The 18,125-nt window shown below is 69.0% G+C and carries 18 protein-coding genes; 7 read left to right on the forward strand and 11 right to left on the reverse strand.

Annotation, left to right across the window (positions count from 1 at the left end; translation table 11 throughout):
- Positions 1 to 3: 3 nt before the first annotated feature.
- Genes LX12_RS20175 through hsaA form a run of 6 tightly spaced genes read right to left on the reverse strand, consistent with a single transcriptional unit; the run spans position 4 to position 5,898 of the window.
- The gene (locus tag LX12_RS20175) at positions 4 to 1,155 is read right to left on the reverse strand and encodes a sulfotransferase family protein (protein WP_253656406.1); all 1,152 of its coding nucleotides are present in this window, start codon (positions 1,153 to 1,155) and stop codon (positions 4 to 6) included.
- 19 nt (positions 1,156 to 1,174) lie between these two features.
- Positions 1,175 to 1,957, reverse strand: coding sequence for an SDR family oxidoreductase (locus tag LX12_RS20180; protein ID WP_253656407.1), 783 nt, complete (start codon positions 1,955 to 1,957; stop codon positions 1,175 to 1,177).
- Entirely contained in the window at positions 1,954 to 3,168 is a 1,215-nt protein-coding gene (locus LX12_RS20185) for a hypothetical protein (RefSeq protein WP_372505112.1), read from the reverse strand. The genes LX12_RS20180 and LX12_RS20185 overlap by 4 nt, the downstream gene beginning before the upstream one ends.
- Entirely contained in the window at positions 3,165 to 3,737 is a 573-nt protein-coding gene (hsaB, locus tag LX12_RS20190) for a 3-hydroxy-9,10-secoandrosta-1,3,5(10)-triene-9,17-dione monooxygenase reductase subunit (protein WP_253656408.1), read from the reverse strand. Before hsaB ends, LX12_RS20185 begins: the two co-directional genes overlap by 4 nt.
- A 6-nt stretch (positions 3,738 to 3,743) precedes the next feature.
- Positions 3,744 to 4,661, reverse strand: coding sequence for an iron-dependent extradiol dioxygenase HsaC (gene hsaC / locus LX12_RS20195; protein ID WP_253656409.1), 918 nt, complete (start codon positions 4,659 to 4,661; stop codon positions 3,744 to 3,746).
- A 55-nt stretch (positions 4,662 to 4,716) separates the two neighbouring features.
- The gene (hsaA, locus tag LX12_RS20200) at positions 4,717 to 5,898 is read right to left on the reverse strand and encodes a 3-hydroxy-9,10-secoandrosta-1,3,5(10)-triene-9,17-dione monooxygenase oxygenase subunit (protein ID WP_253656410.1); all 1,182 of its coding nucleotides are present in this window, start codon (positions 5,896 to 5,898) and stop codon (positions 4,717 to 4,719) included.
- 199 nt (positions 5,899 to 6,097) lie between these two features.
- On the opposite strand from hsaA, the gene LX12_RS20205 reads away from it, so the two are divergent.
- The 4 genes from LX12_RS20205 (at position 6,098) to LX12_RS20220 (ending at position 9,706) form a co-directional block, all read left to right on the forward strand.
- On the forward strand, positions 6,098 to 7,300 hold the full coding sequence (locus LX12_RS20205; RefSeq protein WP_253656411.1) for a 3-ketosteroid-9-alpha-monooxygenase, oxygenase component: 1,203 nt from the start codon (positions 6,098 to 6,100) through the stop codon (positions 7,298 to 7,300).
- 1 nt (position 7,301) lies between these two features.
- The gene (locus tag LX12_RS20210; RefSeq protein WP_253656412.1) at positions 7,302 to 7,676 is read left to right on the forward strand and encodes a hypothetical protein; all 375 of its coding nucleotides are present in this window, start codon (positions 7,302 to 7,304) and stop codon (positions 7,674 to 7,676) included.
- Positions 7,677 to 7,759: 83 nt separating this feature from the next.
- Positions 7,760 to 8,557, forward strand: coding sequence for a VOC family protein (locus LX12_RS20215; protein ID WP_253656413.1), 798 nt, complete (start codon positions 7,760 to 7,762; stop codon positions 8,555 to 8,557).
- A 225-nt stretch (positions 8,558 to 8,782) separates the two neighbouring features.
- On the forward strand, positions 8,783 to 9,706 hold the full coding sequence (locus tag LX12_RS20220) for a type IV toxin-antitoxin system AbiEi family antitoxin domain-containing protein (RefSeq protein ID WP_253656414.1): 924 nt from the start codon (positions 8,783 to 8,785) through the stop codon (positions 9,704 to 9,706).
- 61 nt (positions 9,707 to 9,767) lie between these two features.
- Here the strand turns inward: LX12_RS20220 and dmpG are convergent, their stop codons facing one another.
- Genes dmpG through LX12_RS20235 form a run of 3 tightly spaced genes read right to left on the reverse strand, consistent with a single transcriptional unit; the run spans position 9,768 to position 12,564 of the window.
- Entirely contained in the window at positions 9,768 to 10,835 is a 1,068-nt protein-coding gene (gene dmpG, locus LX12_RS20225) for a 4-hydroxy-2-oxovalerate aldolase (protein WP_253656415.1), read from the reverse strand.
- Positions 10,832 to 11,737, reverse strand: a complete 906-nt coding sequence (locus LX12_RS20230) for an acetaldehyde dehydrogenase (acetylating) (RefSeq protein ID WP_253656416.1) — start codon at positions 11,735 to 11,737, stop codon at positions 10,832 to 10,834. Before LX12_RS20230 ends, dmpG begins: the two co-directional genes overlap by 4 nt.
- Positions 11,738 to 11,775: 38 nt before the next feature.
- Positions 11,776 to 12,564 (reverse strand): 2-keto-4-pentenoate hydratase, encoded by a 789-nt coding sequence (locus tag LX12_RS20235; protein ID WP_253656417.1) that lies wholly within the window; start codon positions 12,562 to 12,564, stop codon positions 11,776 to 11,778.
- Positions 12,565 to 12,698: 134 nt separating this feature from the next.
- On the opposite strand from LX12_RS20235, the gene kstD reads away from it, so the two are divergent.
- Positions 12,699 to 14,420: a 3-oxosteroid 1-dehydrogenase gene (gene kstD / locus LX12_RS20240; protein ID WP_253656418.1), complete on the forward strand. Its 1,722-nt coding sequence runs from the start codon at positions 12,699 to 12,701 to the stop codon at positions 14,418 to 14,420.
- A complete protein-coding gene (gene chsH3, locus LX12_RS20245; RefSeq protein WP_253656419.1) occupies positions 14,420 to 15,280 on the forward strand; it encodes an enoyl-CoA hydratase ChsH3 in 861 nt (286 codons plus the stop codon). The genes kstD and chsH3 overlap by 1 nt, the downstream gene beginning before the upstream one ends.
- Before the next feature lie 4 nt (positions 15,281 to 15,284).
- Here the strand turns inward: chsH3 and LX12_RS20250 are convergent, their stop codons facing one another.
- On the reverse strand, positions 15,285 to 15,902 hold the full coding sequence (locus LX12_RS20250; protein WP_253656448.1) for a TetR/AcrR family transcriptional regulator: 618 nt from the start codon (positions 15,900 to 15,902) through the stop codon (positions 15,285 to 15,287).
- 103 nt (positions 15,903 to 16,005) lie between these two features.
- The gene (locus LX12_RS22090; RefSeq protein WP_301284917.1) at positions 16,006 to 16,137 is read right to left on the reverse strand and encodes a hypothetical protein; all 132 of its coding nucleotides are present in this window, start codon (positions 16,135 to 16,137) and stop codon (positions 16,006 to 16,008) included.
- 177 nt (positions 16,138 to 16,314) lie between these two features.
- Here LX12_RS22090 and LX12_RS20255 point away from each other — a divergent pair, with 177 nt between their 5' ends.
- Positions 16,315 to 17,979, forward strand: coding sequence for an MFS transporter (locus LX12_RS20255; protein ID WP_253656420.1), 1,665 nt, complete (start codon positions 16,315 to 16,317; stop codon positions 17,977 to 17,979).
- Positions 17,980 to 18,125: the final 146 nt, after the last annotated feature.

Raw genomic sequence — 18,125 nt, forward strand, 5'->3', positions numbered from 1 at the left:
GTGTCAGGGTGTGGGCACGAGCCCGTCGAACGTCTCGTCGACCATCTCCGTCGTCAGTCCGTAGTCCGCGAGGTCGTAGTGGTGCTTCGGGGCGCGCGGACCCTTCTTGCTGTCGGCGTCCATCGCGGTCACGGCCGCCCGCGCCTCGTCGGTGAACGGGATCCCGGCAGCGGCGTAGATGTCCTCGACCACGCCGACGGGGTCGCGGCGGAGGTCGTCGAAGTCGACGTCGACGAAATGCCCTGCGTCGTGGCGTGACCGGGCGTCGGCGAAGCGGCGCAGCCCCCGCGACCAGAGTTCGAGCTGGGTCCGCCCGATCGTCTCTCCGACGAACGTGGTGGACCATCCCGCGGTGGCGCTCTCCGCCAGAGAACACATCGACGCGACGATGGTTCGTGGCGCCCGGTGCGTCTGCACGATCACCGCGTCGGGGTAGACCGACAGCAGTTCGTCGATCGCGAAGAGGTGACTGGGGTTCTTGAGGACCCAGCGCTTCTCGGCGTCGGGGGAACCGATCAACTGCAGGTTGCGCTTGTGACGCCGATAGGCGTCGATCCAGTCCTGCCCGTCCAGCCACCGGGAGTAGCTGGGCAGGTAGGCGAGCGACTCGTACGAGATGGACTTCATGGTCTGGCGGAGCAGCTGCCAGCACTCCTCGACGTCGCCCGCGCTCATGTAGTGCAGCCCCATGAACTCGGGGTTCTCCACGTGGTGCTGCTCGAAGTTCGCGTTGATCGCCTGGTAGACGGGATCCGACTCCCACGTGTCGCGCGGCGGCCGCGGCTGCGGGTATTCGGTCAGCCACATCTCGAGCCCCTGGTGCCCGGGGTCGGCGGTGAGCAGTCGGTGCAGGGCCGTGGTGCCCGTCCTGGGCAGGCCGGTCACGAAGATCGGTCGCTCGACGGGGATCCCGGCGTGCTCGGGGTGGTCGGTGAACGCCTTCTCGCTGAGCAGACGCGCCACGAGCGCCCCTTTGAGGAAGAAGCGGGACATCTTGCTGCCCAGCTCGGTCAGGCCGGCCTCGGAGCGGTACGAGTCCAGCAGCACGCCGAGCGCCTCGGTCGGGTCGTCCGCGCCGAAGTCGTCGAGTCCGGTGGCGCGGGCGGCCGAGACATGCAGGTCCTCGACGGTCCCGACGTCGGTACGAGGTGTCATCGCGGTGGTCCTCCGATGTCTAGCAGTGGTATTCGCCGCAGTTGACGTCGAGTGTCTGGCCGGTGATCGCGCTCGCCCAGTCCGACGCGAGGAACACGACGGCGCGCGCGATCTCGTCGGGTTCGGGCAACCTCTTGAGGTCGGAGTTCTTCGCGGTGTCGGCGTAGACGTCGTCCGGAGAGATGTCGTACTTCTTGGCGATCTCGCCGAAGTACCACTGCAACTGGTCGTCCCAGATGTAGCCGGGGGCGACGCTGTTCACCCGGATGCGCCGCTCCCCCAGTTCGGTGGCCAGTGTCTGCGACATCGCGAGCAGCGCGGCCTTCGCCAGCTTGTAACTGCCGTAGCGGGGTTCGCTGTGCCGCAGGACCATCGAGTTGATCATCACCACCGCACCCCCGGTCGCGGCCAACGGCTCGGTGAACGCCTTCGTGACCCGGAGTCCACCGAGGACCGTCAGGTCGAGGCTGTCGGTGATCTGTCGGAAGTCGGTGCGGCCCAGCGGCTTCATAGACGGGAGGGCGAACGCGTTGTTGACCAGGGCGTCGACTCGCCCGAACTCGGCCGTCGTGGTCTCCACGAGACGCTGCACACGGTCGTCGTCGGTGATGTCGGTGGGGACGACGAGCGACCGACCCCCGGCGGCGTCGATCTCGTCGGCGACCGCCCGTAGACGCTCCTCGGTGCGGGCCGCGAGCACCACCGCTGCGCCGGCGTGCGCCGACTGCAGTGCGATGGACCGGCCCAGGCCGGGACCGACCCCGCTGACGACGACGACCTTGCCGTCGAGCAGGCCGCTCATCCGAGCATCCGATCGGCGAAGGCGCGCTGCCGTGCGGCGATGCGCTGTCGCCACCCGTCGGCGTCGATCACGTTGTGGTCGTGGAACAGCAGGTGATCGGCGACCTCGTCCAGGCCGACAACGACCGCGGTCGGACCCTCGGTGACGGGCTCGTCGACGCGTTGCCACCGGAACTGCATGATCCCGCGGGTGCGTCCGGTGGTCTCGATCCAGTTCGCGACGCCGGGATCGTTGTGGGAGACCACCATCCGGATCATCCCGTCGGGGTCGACCTGGGCCTGGTGGGAGTTCAGGCTCGTCTGGTGGTGGACGTAGTCGAGCGAGATGTACCACAGGCTGCCGAGCTGGAAACCCTGGTACGGCGCAGCCGACTTCGGCACCGTGACGACGATCGCCTGGTCGTCGGCGAGGTCGAAGTGTCCTACCGACGAGTACTGCGTCGCCAGGCCACCCGGCGTCTGCCGCGGCTCGGTGAGCGTGTTCACGGGCAGGTCGAGGTAGAACCACTTCGGGAAGTTGAACCAGGTGTCGATGCGGGACAACAGCATCTTGGCCGCCACGCGATAGCGCTTGCGCAACAGGGCCATGTCCGCCTCGACGGGTGCGGTGCCGACGGTGTCGGTGCGTTCGATGGCGATCGATCCGCGCGTCGCGGTCCAGTCGGAGTACACCTCGCGGACCGCGAGTGTGGTCGCCCCGTCCGGCAGGACGAAGTGGTCGGTACCCGGTGTGCCGGCGCCCGCGGGACCCAGGGTGAAGGCGAACGTGCCGTCGGCGCCGATCGTGAGTCGGCGGTCGTCGAAGGCGGTGTCGCCGTTCGGGACGGTGTCGGCGTCGTAGTGTCCGGCGATGACCTGGAAGCTGAGGTCGGCGGTCGTCCCACGGCGGCCACGGATCAGGTAGTGCCCGTCGGGCTCGAGATCGGCACTCCAGTACAGGGTGTCCGGGTTGTCGAGACCCATCTTCGTCCAGGGCCCGGTGGCGGTGACGAGATACGGGTGGCTGTGGTTGCGGGCCCAGGCCAGCTGCATGATCGCCTGCACGCACTGAGCCAGGTAGGTGTACCCCTCGGCGCGGTCGACCTCGGAGCGGATGAACTCCGCTGTCGCGATACGGCGTTCGGCCTCGCGGATCGCGTCGGCGAGGTCGGCGGTGAGGTCGGCCGGCGGTGCGGCGTCGACGGGGCTCGTCACGGCGTCGGGTGCGGTCACAGCCAGGTGTCCCCTCCGGTCCAGGTCAGGAAGTTCTCGAGCTCGGCCTGCGCGGGCGTGACGCGGGGGTGCTCGGTCGACAGGTATCCGCCGCGGTAGAACAGCAACGGCTTGTCCTGCAACACCTCCCCGAGCGTCTGCACCCGGCCGATCACGACGAAGTGGTCGCCGCCGTCCTCGACACGCTCGACGGTGCAGTCGACCCAGGTGAGACTGCGCTTGATCACCGGGAGGCCGCTCGGCGACGGGTCCCACTCGACGGTGCGGAACTTGTCCTCACCCGGGGCACCGAACACCGCGCTGACCTCCTGCTGGTGGTTCGAGAGGACGTTGACGCAGAACCGCCCCGTGGACTCGATGACCTTCCAGCTGCGGGAGGTGCGTTGTGGACAGAACAGGACCAGCGGCGGGTCCAGCGAGAGAGCGGCGAACGACTGGCAGGCGAACCCGACCGGTTCGTCGGCGTCGTTCAGCGTGGTGATGACCGTGACGCCGGTGCAGAACTGCCCCATCGCGGTCCGGAACTGGCGGGGGTCGAAGTCCTGGGTGCCCCGGGAGACGTGGGTCATCGTGGTTCAGGCGTTCTTCAGTCCCACCGAGAAGTCATGGCCCCACAGGCTGACCGCGGTGCTCTCCCGAGCGATCCAGGCGTTGTCGTCGACGGTGCGTCCCTCGCAACCGAACTCGACGTCGAACCCGCCGGGGGTCTTCATGTAGAACGACAGCATCAGGTCGTTGACGTGCCTGCCCAGGGTGGCCGACATCGGCACCTTCTTGCGCAACGCGCGGTCGTGCGCGAGGCCCACGTCGTCGGAGTTCTCGACCTCGACCATGAGGTGCACGATGCCCGTGCTGTTCGGGATGGGCAGGAACGCGAGGCTGTGGTGCCGCGGGTTGCACCCGAGGAACCGCAGCCACGGCACCTCGTCGCCCTCGTTGCGGCCGACGGCCTGCGGGGGCAGTCGCATCGAGTCACGCAGCTTGAAACCGAGCACGTCGCGGTAGAACTCGAGCGCGGCGCGGTCGTCGTCCGTGGTGAGGACGACGTGCCCGAGACCCTGCTCCTCGGTGACGAACCGGTGGCCGTAGGGGCTGACGATGCGTCGATGCTGCAGCGCCACACCGTGGAACGCCTCCAACACGTGGCCGCTGGGGTCGGAGAAGACGATCATCTCGACGACCTGGCGGTCGACCAGCTCCTCGTCCTTGGCCTCGCGATAGACGACGCCGGCTGCCGACAGTCGGTCGCGGACATCCTGCAGCGCCTCGGCGTTCGGGCACTCCCATCCCGCGGACGCGAGTCGGTCGTGTTCGCCGGGGACGATCACCAGCCGCGCCGGGAAGTCGTCCATACGCAGGTACAGCGCGCCGTCGACGGCTCCCTTGCCCTCGATCATGCCGAGGACCTTGAGACCGTACTCCCGCCACGCGGCGACGTCGGTGGCCTCGATCCGCATGTAGCCGAGCGAGGAGATGGGGCAGGACGCAGTCATGCTCAGAACCGTTTCCGTCGTCGTGTGCGGTGTCCGGGGTGAGGCGCGAGGCGCCTCAGACCATCGTGTCACCGATCGGGATGCCGAACTCGCCGTTCGCGTAGGCCTGGTAGGCACGCTCGGCGTCGTTGGCGGCATGCACCCGACCGGCATGCGCGTCACGCCAGAACCGTTGCAGCGGTTGGTCGCTGTCGAGAGCGCGGGCGCCGGCGGCCTCGAAGAGACGGTCGATGGCCGAGATGGACCGCTGCGAGGCACGGACCTGGTCGCGGCGGGCACGCAGGCGCATCTCCATCGGCACCTCCTGCCCGGCGAGGATGCAGTCGTACTCGTCCTGCACGTTGCCCGACAGTTGTCGCCAGGCGGCGTCGATGTCGCTGGCGGCCTCGGCGATGCGCACCTTGCCGAACGGGTCGTCCTTCGCCTTCTCGCCGGCATAGGCGGCGCGGACGCGCTTGCCCTGCGCCTCGACGTGGGCGGCGTAGGCGCCGTAGCCCATGCCGACGACCGGGGTCGAGATGACGGTCGGATGGATCGTCCCCCAGGGCATCTTGTAGACCGGCGCGGTGTTGTTCTCCAGGCCGGGCGCCGTGCCCGTCGCCATCGCGCGGAAGCTGAGCATGCGGTGCGACGGCACGAAGGCGTCCTTCACGACGAGCGTGTTCGACCCGGTGCCCTTCAGTCCGGCGACGTGCCAGACGTCGCGGATCTCGTAGTCGCTGCGCGGCAGGAGGAAGCTCACGAAGTCGACGGGCTTGCCGTTCTTGAAGACCGGGCCGCCCACGAACGTCCACTGCGCGTGGTCGCACCCCGACGACCAGTGCCACTCGCCGTTGACCTTGTAGCCCCCGTCGACGACCTCGCCCATGCCCATCGGGGCGTACGAGGAACCGATGCGGACGGACGGGTCGTCACCCCAGACCTCGTCCTGCGCCTGCTGCGGGAACAGGGCCAGGTGCCAGTTGTGGATGCCGAGGATCGACGAGACCCAGCCGGTGGACCCGCAGGCGCTCGCGATCCGACGGACGGCCTCGTAGTAGGTCACGGGGTCGACCTCGTAGCCACCCCACTGCGCGGGCTGCACCAGCTTGAAGAAGCCGACCTCGTCGAGCGCGTCGATCGTCTCGGTGGGGATCCGACGCTGGTCCTCGCACTCCTGTGCGCGCTTCTCGATCTCCGGGAGCAGGGCGCTGATCCGCTCCAGGACCTCGGCGCCGGCCTCACTCCGCTGCGACATCGTTGCACTCCTACGGTCGGTGACTGTTCGACGACCAATATTAGAACACGTTCTCATTTGTGTCGAGTACTGCGCTTTTGCCGACGTCAGGCCAGGAAAACGCTGCGATGCCAGTGGCGTCGAAACCCGCATTTTTGTAACATGTTCTCATTGTGTACGCGCTCGACGTCCCGCGTCGGCGATCACCAGGAGGTAGGCGATGACCACATCGCACGACGACGTCGCGGTCCGCGAGATCGACACCGGCACCCCACCGACCCGGTTCGCGCGGGGCTGGCACTGCCTCGGCCTGCAGTCGGAGTTCACCGACGGGAGGCCGCACGCCGTCGACGCCTTCGGGACCAAGCTCGTCGTCTGGGCCGACGCCGAGGGTGAGGTGAAGATCCTCGACGCGTACTGCCGGCACATGGGCGGCGACCTGTCCCAGGGCAGCGTCAAGGACGGCAACATCGCCTGCCCGTTCCACGACTGGCGGTGGAAGGGCAACGGCCGGTGCGCCGGGGTGCCATACGCCAAGCGCGCGCCGAAACTGGCGAAGACGCGGGCCTGGCCGACGATGATCCGCAACGGTCAGGTGTTCGTCTACAACGACCCGGAGGGCAATCCCCCGCCCGAGGACGTCGTCATCCCGGAGATCGCCGAGTTCGGAACCGACGAGTGGACCGGCTGGACCTGGAACCGCATCGTCATCGAGGGCTCGAACTGCCGCGAGATCATCGACAACGTCGTCGACATGGCGCACTTCTTCTACATCCACTACGCCCTTCCGGACTACTTCAAGAACGTCTTCGAGGGCGAGACCGCCGCGCAGTACATGAACTCGCGCGGTCGGCCGGACATCGCGTTGACGTCGGCGTACGGCGACAGCTACCTGCGCTCGATCGCCGCGTACTACGGGCCGTCCTACATGCTCAACCCGATGCATCAGACGTACGGGGACTACGCCATCGAGACCATCCTCACCAACTGTCACTACCCGATCGACAACAACTCGTTCGTGCTCATGTTCGGTGTGATGGCCAAGAAGCCGGAGGGTCTCACCAGCGAGCAGGCGGCCGGGATGGCCGCGAAGATCGCCGAGGGCGTCGAGGTCGGGTTCCTGCAGGACGTCGAGATCTGGAAGCACAAGAGCCGCATCGACAACCCGCTGCTCGTCGAGGAGGACGGCCCGGTGTACCAGCTGCGCCGCTGGTACGAGCAGTTCTACGTCGACGTCGCCGACGTGACGGACGAGATGACACAGCGCTTCGAGTACGAGATCGACACGACCAAGGCCCTGGAGAACTGGGGTGTGGAGATCGAGGACAACCTGCGTCGTCAGGCCGCGGGCGAGGACACGGAGGAGTCGGTGCGCGCCGAACAGGACAAGCTCAGGGCCACCAACGACGCGGCGAAGGTCTGACATGACCCGCTCGGTCGAGTCGCAGGGGTGGGCGAAGGCACCTGCGTTCGACGACGATCCCGCCCGTCGGGCCGCGATCGATGCCCACACCCGTCGGGACAAGGCGCACTACCTCGACGGCGGACTGCACGAGATCGAGTGTCGGGCGTGCCACGCGTGCGTCCTGGTGAAGAAGACGTCGACGTCGCAGACGAGCGTGCAGTGGACGGCTGCCGCGCGGGCGTCGTGCTCGGAGTTGCGATCGGTGGCGGAGGCGGGCGGCAACCCCGCGATGACCCCGACGTGCGGGCGGCTGTCGGCCAGCATCGACCACGGCGTCGCGGAGGGGATCATCCCGCCGCACGGGCCCACCGACGACCCGGACGGATACCTCTAGCCCGGGGTTCGTCGCCCGGCGATGATTTCTCGGGTCGGTCCCGGTCTGTACCGGTGACATCCCCGACTCGAGAGGATCCGACGATGACCGAGTACTCCGCGCCCGTCGGCGCGCCCATCTGGTTCGACCTGATGAGTTCCGACCCGGCGCGCGCCGCCGAGTTCTACGGCGAACTGTTCGGCTGGGAGGTGGAGGCGCCCAGGGCCGAGTTCGGCGGCTACCAGAACTTCACCCGTCATGGCAGTCGCATCGCCGGGATGAGCCCGGTGATGGACGGCGCCGGCGTCCCCGCCGACGTGTGGTCGGTGTACCTGCACACCACCGACGCCGCGACGACCGTCGCCGCGGCCGAGAAGGCCGGGGCGCAGGTGATGTTCCCTCCGATGGCGGTCGGGTCCGAGGGGACGATGGCCATCGTCCTGGACCCGGCCGGCGCGGCGATCGGGTTCTGGCAGCCCGCCGACCACGCGGGCTTCAGCACGTGGGGTGAGCACGGCGCGCCGTACTGGTTCGACTGCCTGTCGAAGGACTACGCGGCGTCGACCGCGTTCTACCCGGCGGTCACGGGGGTGTCGCTGCTCGAGGTGGGGACCGGTGGAGATCCCGACGCGGTCGGACCGGACCACTACTCGCAGATGATGTTCGGGGAGACGGGGTACGGCGGGATCATGGACGCCGCGACACTCCTGCCGGCGGAGGCGCCGTCGTTCTGGCAGGTGTACATCATGGTCGACGACGTCGCGGCGACCACCGACGCGATCACCCGCCTCGGCGGAGAGGTCATGATGCCGGGCGAGGACACCCCCTACGGCACCCTCGCGTCCGCCAAGGACCCCATGGGCGCGATCTTCTGCTACGCCTCGCCGCCGCCGGGCATGTAGACCCGCGGTCTGCTCGCGATTTCGCGCCGAGTTCGGCGCGGGTTCGCCCGCTCGGCGCGGGTTCGGCGGTGGGCGCCAGACCCGCGCCGTTCACGCGGCCCCGCGCCGTACCTGCGCACCCGCGTCCAGTGAGCCGACCCGCTTCGAAATCGGCGCGGGTCCGCCTGTTCGAGGCGGATTCGGCGTTCTGCGGATCCGAACGGGTCCGGGCGACGTCCAATGGACATGTTCAGCTTCCCCACCGATCGGCACGGCATCGTGCTCCGCAGTCGCGCCGTCGCGGCCGGCGTCAGTGACAGCGAGTTGTCTCAAGCGGTGGCCCGAGGTCACCTCGTCCGGCTGACGCGCGGCGCGTTCGCCGTGGCCGTCGCCCGAAAACCGCGGGAGCACCACCGGCTCGCGGCGATCGCGGTGGCGGCCGTGTCGACCGGCGCCATCCTCAGCCACCAGTCGGCGGCGACCGTCCTCGGCCTCGAGATGCTCCGACCCGATCTCGAGCGTGTGCATCTCACGGTCGCCCTCGGCTCGGGTGCCCACCGCACAGCGACTCGTCACGAGCACGAGGCCGAGCTCGGTCCCGACGACGTCGTGGTCCGCGACGGGATCCGGACGACGTCGCTCGAACGCACGGCGGTGGACGTGGCGTGCACATCGTCGGGGGGTTCCCCCGGCGCGCTCGTCGTGTTCGACTCGGCGCTCCGCCTCGGGGCCGATCGCGGTGCCATGGAGGCGATGCTGCTCGGCGCACGACGCGGGGTCGGCCCGGCGCGCCGCGCTCTGCGTGATGCTGACGCCCGCGCCGAGAACCCGGGCGAGTCGTGGGGGCGTGCGCAGATGATCAGCGCCGGGCTGCCCGTCGACGACCTCCAGCACGAGTTCCACGACGAGAACGGTGAACTCATCGCCCGCACCGATTTCGCCTGGGGCGACGTCCTCGTCGGCGAGTTCGACGGGATGGTCAAGTACCAGAAGCACCTTCGACCCGGCGAGACCCCGTTCGAGGCCATGCGCCGCGAGAAGGAGCGCGAGGACGCGCTCCGCCGGATGGGGATCATGGTGATCCGTTGGACCTGGGACGACCTGGTGACCGGTCGCGTGGTGATCATGGTCCGCGACTGGCTCGACCGCCTCGGGGTGATCGCCGCCTGAACCGCGCGCTTCGCGCGAACCCGCGCCGAGCACGACGCGGGTTCGCCGGCACGGCGCGAGTTCAGACCCCGGCGTTGGCGTCCTGCTTCTTCTTCAATTCCAGGGCGATGTCGATGAGTTGGTCTTCCTGGCCTCCGACGAGTTTGCGGGCGCCGGCCTCGAGGAGGATGTCGGCGACCTTGACGCCGTACTTGTCGGCGTGACCCTCGGCGTGCTTGAGGAACGAGCTGTAGCAGCCGGCGTAGCCCATCATCATCGCGGCGCGGTCGACGAGGCACTCGGTCGGCATGATCGGCGCGACGACATCCTGGGCGGCGTCGGCGATCGCGGCGAAGTCGATGCCGGTGCGGATGCCGAGCTTGTCGCACACGCCGACGAACGCCTCGACCGGCGTGTTGCCCGCACCCGCACCGAAGCGGCGCACCGACCCGTCGATCTGCTGCGCCCCGGCACGGATCGCGGCGATCGAGTTGGCGACGGCGATGTCGAGGTTCTCGTGTCCGTGGAACCCGATCTGTGCGTCGTCGCCGAGCTCGGCGCGCACCGCCGACACCCGATCGGAGACCTGCTCGAGCACCAGGGCACCCGCGGAGTCGACGACATACACGCACTGGCATCCGGCGTCGGCCATGATCCGGGCCTGCGCGGCGAGGACCTCGGGCGGCTGGGAGTGACTCATCATCAGGAACCCGACGGTCTCCAACCCCAGCTCGCGGGCGAGCCCGAAGTGCTGGATGGAGACGTCGGCCTCGGTGCAGTGGGTCGCGATCCGGCAGATCGACGCGCCGTTGTCCTGCGCGGCGCGGATGTCGTCCTTCACCCCGAGACCCGGCAGCATCAGGAACGCGATCTTGGCCGTCGTCGCCGTCTCCACGGCCGCCCGGATCAGTTCCTGCTCGGGAGTCTTGGAGAACCCGTAGTTGAACGACGACCCGCCGAGGCCGTCACCGTGGGTCACCTCGATCACCGGCACTCCGGCGCCGTCGAGCGCGGCGACCACCGCACGCACCTCGTCGACGGTGAACTGGTGCCGCTTGTGGTGACTGCCGTCGCGCAACGACGAGTCGGTCACCCGGATGTCCAGCGTGTCGCTGTAGGCGCGGGCATTCGCCATCAGATCGGTGCTCATGCGGGGACTCCCAACTTCTGCTTGGCCAGTTCCTCGCCGACCTTCGTCGCGGCGGCGGTCATGATGTCGAGGTTCCCGGCGTAGGGCGGCAGGAAGTCGCCCGCTCCCTCCACCTCGACGAAGATCGAGACCCGCGCCATGCCGCCGTTGACCACGCTGGGCGGGTCGAACTGCGGGTCCTGCAGCAGCCGGTAGCCGGGGACGTAGGTCTGGATCTCTTTCTCGCGCCGGTGGATCGACTCGGCGATCGCGTCGGTGTCGGCGTCCTCCGGGATCGCGCAGAAGATGGTGTCGCGCATGATCATCGGCGGGTCGGCCGGGTTGAGGATGATGATCGCCTTGCCGCGGGCGGCGCCGCCGATCGTCTCGATGCCCTTGCTCGTCGTCTTGGTGAACTCGTCGATGTTCGCCCGCGTGCCCGGCCCCGCCGAGACCGACGCGACCGACGCCACGATCTCCGCGTACGCCACCGGAACCACCGACGACACCGCGTGCACCATCGGGATCGTCGCCTGACCACCGCAGGTGATCATGTTGGTGTTCGGCTTGTCCAGGTGCTCGCGCAGGTTCGCCGGCGGCACCACGGCGGGTCCGACGGCAGCCGGGGTCAGGTCGACGGCGGTGATGCCCGCCGCCTCGTACCGCGGCGCGTACTCGCGGTGCACGTAGGCCGACGTCGCCTCGAAGATGAGGTCCGGCAGCTCCGACGACGCCAGCAACTCCTCGGCCCCACCGGACATCGTGATCAGACCGTGGTCGGCGGCGCGCTTCATCCCCTCGGAGTCCGCGTCGATCCCCACCATCCAGCGCGGCGCGATGACCTCCGAGCGCTCCAGCTTGTACATCAGGTCGGTCCCGATGTTGCCCGACCCGATGATCGCGGCGGTGACCTTCTCCGGCACTGTGCCTCTCCTGCCCTGCTCGTGGATGTCGCTGCAGCTCAGCGGAAATCGATGGTGACGCTGCCCAGTCCGGTGAACTCGGCGCGGAAGTGGTCGCCCGCACGGATGTCGATCGCCCGGGTCGCCGTCCCGGGCAGGATCACGTCGCCGGCCTTCAACCGCACGCCGAACGAGTCGACCTTGCGGGCCAGCCACGACACCGCGTTCAGCGGGTTGCCCAGCACCGCCGAGGAATTGCCCTTCGCGACGACCTCACCGTTGCGCTCCAGTACCGCGTCGATGTCGCCGACGTCGATCTCGTCGATCTCCACGCGCTCGCGACCCAGAACCCACCCCAGCGACGACGCGTTGTCGGCGATCGTGTCGCACAGGGTGATCTTCCAGTCGCGGATACGGGAGTCGATGAGCTCGATGGACGGGACGACTGCCGCGACCGCGTCGATCACGTCGCCGTTGGTGCAGGTCGCCCCGGGCAGGTCCTCGCCCAGCAGGAAGCCGACCTCCACCTCGACGCGCGGGAAGCAAAATGCACTCGCGTCGATCGGCGTGCCCTCGTGGTACTGCATCGTGTCCAGCAGATGGCCGTAATCGGGTTCGTCGACGCCCATCATCTGCTGCATCGCCTCCGATGCCAGCCCCACCTTGTGCCCGGCGATCCGCGCCCCGGCGTCCAGGCGACGACGGATGTTGATCAACTGGATCTCGTAGGCGTCCACCACGTCCAGATCGGGGTGCGACGCCGTCGGCGGATCGACCGCGACACCGGTCTCCTCGGCACGGGCGAGGTCGGCGGCGATCCGCGTCCGGACGTCGTCGGCGACCGACATGCGCACTCCCTGCTGTCGTGGACGGGTCCTCGTCCTGCGCGATCCGCGGGGGTGGAGAACGGCCCACGGGCTGGTATAACTGGCTCGAGCGGCAATTCTATAACGTGTTCTAGAAATGAGGGAAGGGCCACCCCATGACCAGCGAAAACGCCTCGACGGAGGCAGAGCTGCAGGCGGCCTACGACGTCGTCGTGGTCGGCTCCGGTGCGGCCGGGATGAGCGCCGCGATCACGGCGGCCTCGCGCGGTCTGTCGACGGTGCTCATCGAGAAGGCGCCCCACTGGGGCGGGTCGACCTCGCGCTCCGGCGGCGGCGTCTGGATCCCCAACAACTCGGTGCTGCGTCGCGACGGCGTCAAGGACACCGACGCAGCGGCGCGGGAGTACGTGAAGGCCATCGTCGGCGACGTCGTCGCCGAGGAGAAGATCGACACCTACATCGACCGCGGGCCCGAGGCGCTCGACTTCCTCATCGACCACTCGGCCATCGACCTGGAGTGGGTGAAGAACTACTCCGACTACTACCCCGAGGCACCCGGCGGTCGGCTGCACGGGCGATCGTGTGAACCCCGCCCCTTCGACACCCGCAGGCTCGGGCCCGACGCGAAGACCCTCCACCCGCCGTACACCAAGGCGCCGATGAACGTGGTGGTCAAGCAGTCCGACTACCGGTGGATGAGCACAGGCCTGCGGCACTGGCGTGGACCGGTGAAGATGATGGCGGTCGGCATGCGCACCATGGGCGCGAAGATGACCGGCAAGCGGATCGTCGGCATGGGTGCCGCGCTCATGTCCGGCCTGCTGATCGGCCTGCGTCGCGCAGGTGTCCCGATGTTCCTCGAGACGCCGCTGCTCGACCTCGTCACCGAGAACGACCGGGTCACCGGCGTCGTCGTCGAACACCGCGGCGAGCGGCGGACCATCACCGCTCGACGGGGAGTCGTGTTGGCCTGCGGCGGTTTCGAGCACAACGAGGAGATGCGCCGCAAGTACCAGCGTGATCCGATCGGCACCGAGTGGACCACGGGCGCACCGTCGAACACCGGCGACGGGATCACCGCGGGACTGAAACTCGGTGCGTCCGTGTCGTTCATGGAGGACTCCTGGTGGGGCCCGACGATGATGCTGCCGCGCGGACCGTGGTTCGCCCTCGCAGAGCGGTCGTTGCCCCGGAGCTTCATGGTGAACACGCGCGGTCAGCGGTTCATGAACGAGTCCCTGCCCTATGTCGAGGCGGTGCATCGCATGTACGGCGGGGAGTACGGCCAGGGCGACGGGCCCGGGGAGAACGTGCCCGCGTGGCTCGTCTTCGACCAGGGCTATCGCGACCGCTACCTGTTCGCGGGCGTCCCGGGACGTCAACCGCTGCCGAAGAAGTGGCTCGCCTCCGGCTCGATCATCAAGGCCGACACCATCGCCGAGCTGGCGGCCAAGATGGACGTGCCGGCCGACGCCCTGCAGGCGACCGTCGAGCGGTTCAACGGCTTCGCGCGCAGCGGCGTCGACGAGGACTTCCACCGCGGCGAGAGCGGCTACGACCACTACTACGGCGACATCACCAACAAGCCGAACCCGGGTCTGGGCGAGTTGGACAAGGCGCCGTTCTGGGCCGTGAAGATGTACCCGGGCGATCTCGGGACGAAGGGCGGCATCGACACCGACACGTCGGGTCGTGCGCTGCGGGCCGACGGGTCGGTGATCGACGGGTTGTACGCGGCGGGCAACACCAGCTCGCCGGTGATGGGGCACACGTACGCCGGGCCCGGCGCGACGATCGGACCCGCCATGGTGTTCGGCTACCTCGCAGCGCTCGACATGGCCGCGCAGACGGTGCCGACCGACGCGACGGCGGTCTGATGCCCATCGATCTCGACACCGCCCTCGGCGCCGGTCTCGGCGCCCGCACGTTCTCGTGGAACGCGTCCGACGTCGCGCTCTACAACCTCGCGGTGGGCGCCGCCCGTGATCCCCTCGACACCGAGGGGCTGCGCTACGTCGACGACCGGGCACCGAAGGTCTTACCCACCTTCGCCACGGTCGCCGCCGGCTTCCACGACGCGGAGCCGCCCACGGTGTCGTTCCCGGGAGTCGAGATCGACCTCGCGAAGGTGGTGCACGGCAGCCAACACGTGACCACGCACCGGCCGCTTCCCGCATCGGGGACGGCGACCACCCGCACCCGGATCGCCGAGATCCAGGACAAGGGGTCGGCGGCGGTGATCATCCAGGAGTCGAAGACCACCGGCGACGACGGCCTCCTGCTGTGGACCGCACGCTCGGCGATCTTCGCCAAGGGCGAGGGCGGGTTCGGCGGCGACCGTGGTGCGTCGACCCGTGTCGACTACCCCGACAGCCCACCCGACCACGTCGTCACCGTGCCGACGCGACCGGATCAGGCTCTGCTGTACCGACTCTGCGGCGACCGCAATCCGTTGCACTCCGATCCGGCGTTCGCCGAGGGCGCCGGGTTCCCGCGGCCGATCCTGCACGGGCTCTGCAGCTACGGCGTGACGTGTCGTGCGGTGGTCGACGAGGTCTTCGGCGGCGATCCCGGTGCCGTGGGCTCGTTCGGTGCGACGTTCGCCGGTGTCGTGTTCCCCGGGGAGACCCTGCGGATCTCGGTGTGGGACCGCGGATCCGATCTCGTCGCGACGGCGGTCGCGGTCGAGCGGGACGACGCCCCGGTGCTGGGCAACGTCGTCGTCGAGAAGGCCTGAGCCGTCAGCCGACGCGGCTGTGCGTCGCGATGAACCCGTCGACCGCGGCACGGGCGGCGGCGTCGTAGTCGAAGGACGGCAACGTGCTCAGTCGCCCCATCGCGAGCGGCCCGATGAGCAGCGCCATCGCGACGGTGCGGTCGACGTCGCCGAGGAGGTCGACGGCGTCGGGCGTGGACAGCACCTCGTCGAACGGGCGCAGGAACTGGTCGGCGACACGCTCGCGGAGCGTGAGCATCTCGGTTCCCTCCGCGCCCCGCACGCGGTCGAGGGACCCTGCGTCGAGGTCGACACCGAGCGACAGCCACGCGAGGACCGTCGTCGTCGCCGGCACGTCGGCGATCAACCGGGCCTGGGAGAGAACGAGTTCGGTGAGCCGGGCCCGGACGGAACCCGACGCGGGCGGCGTCGGCGCCGGCGGGATCACGACGGCGAAGGCGGCGGCGACGAGTTCGGTGGTGCCCGCGAAGTGGCGGTAGAACGTCGCGCGCGAGACGTCGGCCGCACCGATCACCGCGTCGACGGTGACCCCCGCCGGACCGTGGTCACGGACCAGTGCGGCGGCGGCGTCGACCAGTTTCGCCCGCGACTGCGCCGGGCGCGGGTCGGTCCGTCGGGTGATGGGACACCGCCTCTCGCCGTGTGGGATCGATTCCGGACACGACGAGACTACCTGTCTCAAAAATGCTGTTACTGTCGGAACAGCAGGTGAGGCGCGGTCCGCCTCAGCCCATCGACCCGACGACCAGCAGCATGCCGATGACGAGTCCGACGAGAGGGGCGAGCATGGCGACGATCCGCCAGAAGCGCATCGACGTGCTCGAGTGGGATGTGTCGCGGGGCAGGGTCGCGGCCATGATCACAGTTCCTTTCGCACCCGGGGCACCGTCGACCCGGAATGAGTGATCTTGTGACTACCGACAACCAGAGTGACAGGCGTTACACACGATGCACGGTATTGACCTCGCGTTTCGTGATCACGATCGCACAACGGCGCGATGACCCGCGGTCGAACTGAGCAGGGACGGGAAGCGATGACGACCACGACGACCCCGAGGACCGACACCCCGGAACGCCTGACGTGGCGCGTGGTCTGGCTCATCGTCGTGGCGTGCTCGGCGCTGAGCGCGGTGGTCGCGGCGATGGCCTCGCTCAACGTCGCGCTCTCCGAGATCGCCCCGGACATCGGCGCCGACTCCGCGCAGATCACCTGGCTCGTCGACGGGTACACGCTGACGCTGGCGGCGTTGCTGCTGCCGTGCGGCGCCCTCGGTGACCGGTTCGGTCGACGCGGCGTGCTGGTGGTCGGGTTGGTGATCTTCGCGATCGCGTCGGCGATGGCGATCGTGCTGTCGACGCCGGAGGAGATCATCGCGACGCGGGTCGTCGCGGGAGCCGGTGCGGCACTCGTGATGCCGGCGACGCTGTCGCTCATCACCTCCGGCGTGCCGGAGAACAGGCGCCCACTGGCCGTGGGCATCTGGGCCGGGGTCGCGGGCGCCGGCGCGATCCTCGGGTTCCTCGTCACGGGCGTGCTGCTCGAGTTCTTCTCGTGGCATTCCATCTTCATCGCGTTCGCCGCCGCCGCGGGGACGATGGCCGTGCTGTCCTTGACGATCGGCAGTTCGCGGGACGCGAACCCACCCCGCTTCGACATCCTCGGCTCGATCACGTCGGCAGTGGCGGTGGCGGCGTTCGTCTTCGGCCTCATCGAGGGGCCGATCCGTGGATGGGCCGACCCGCTCGTCCTCCTCGGGCTGATCGGGGGGCTCGCCCTCGCCGGCGTCTTCGTGTGGCTGCAGTTGCGGGGCACCCGGACCCTGCTCGACGTCCGGCTGTTCCGCCGCCGCGCGTTCGGCGCCGGATCCTTCGCCATCGCACTGCAGTTCATCGGGTCGTTCGGTGTGTTCTTCCTGGTGCTGCAGCGGTTCCAGATCATCATGGGCTACTCCCCGCTGAAGTCCGCGCTGGCCCTGGTGCCGCTCGTGGTCGTGGTGATGGTGATGTCGTTGGTGGGCACATGGGCGGCGGTGCGTTTCAGCTTCCGCGCGGTGCTGCCGACGGGCATGTTCGTGTTCGGGATGGCGATCATCGTCCTCGGGATCTTCGACACCGACACCTACTGGGTGATCGCCTGCCAGCTCTCGGTTCTCGCGTTCGGCATCGGACTCGCCACCGCGCCGGCCACCACCGGGATCATGGTGTCGACGCCGGCCGACAACCAGGGCGTCGCGTCGGCGGTCAACGACACGTCCCGCGAACTCGGCGCGGCGATCGGGATGGCGCTGGCGGGCAGCATCGTCGCCGCGGGGTTCACGACGCGCATCGCGGGGACCGTCGAGAAGACGCGCGAGCAGCTGCAGGGCGTCGCGCAGCAGCTGACGTCGTCGGGTCGCGGCGCGGAGGGGCAGGCCATCCTCGGCCAGATCGACACGATCACCGACCGCCTCGGCAAGTCCCTCGCCGAGGCGTCGGCGGTCGCCGACCAACTGCGCCAGAAGATCCCGGGCCCGGTCGCCGACACCATCTCCGCCGGGGCCCGGGACGCGTTCCTGCACCCGATGAGTCAGGCGTACGTCGTGCTCGGCTCGATCGTCGTCGTCGGCTCGGTGATCCTGGCGTTCTGGACCCCGACCCGCATGCCCGACGCCGAGGACGCCGCACCGATCGACACCGGTGTGCCCCGCGCGAAGGACTGACCCGCAGCGTCGGACGGCGCCGTCGGACCACCGGCACCCGACCCGTTCGTCGGGCGCCAGGAACCGTTCGTCGGGCAGTCAGGACACGACGACAGCGTCCGACGCTCCCGAGAGTGTTCCAACCGCCCAACAGGTGGCTCCAACCG

Source organism: Williamsia serinedens (assembly GCF_024171725.1).
GTDB lineage: Bacteria > Actinomycetota > Actinomycetes > Mycobacteriales > Mycobacteriaceae > Williamsia_A > Williamsia_A serinedens.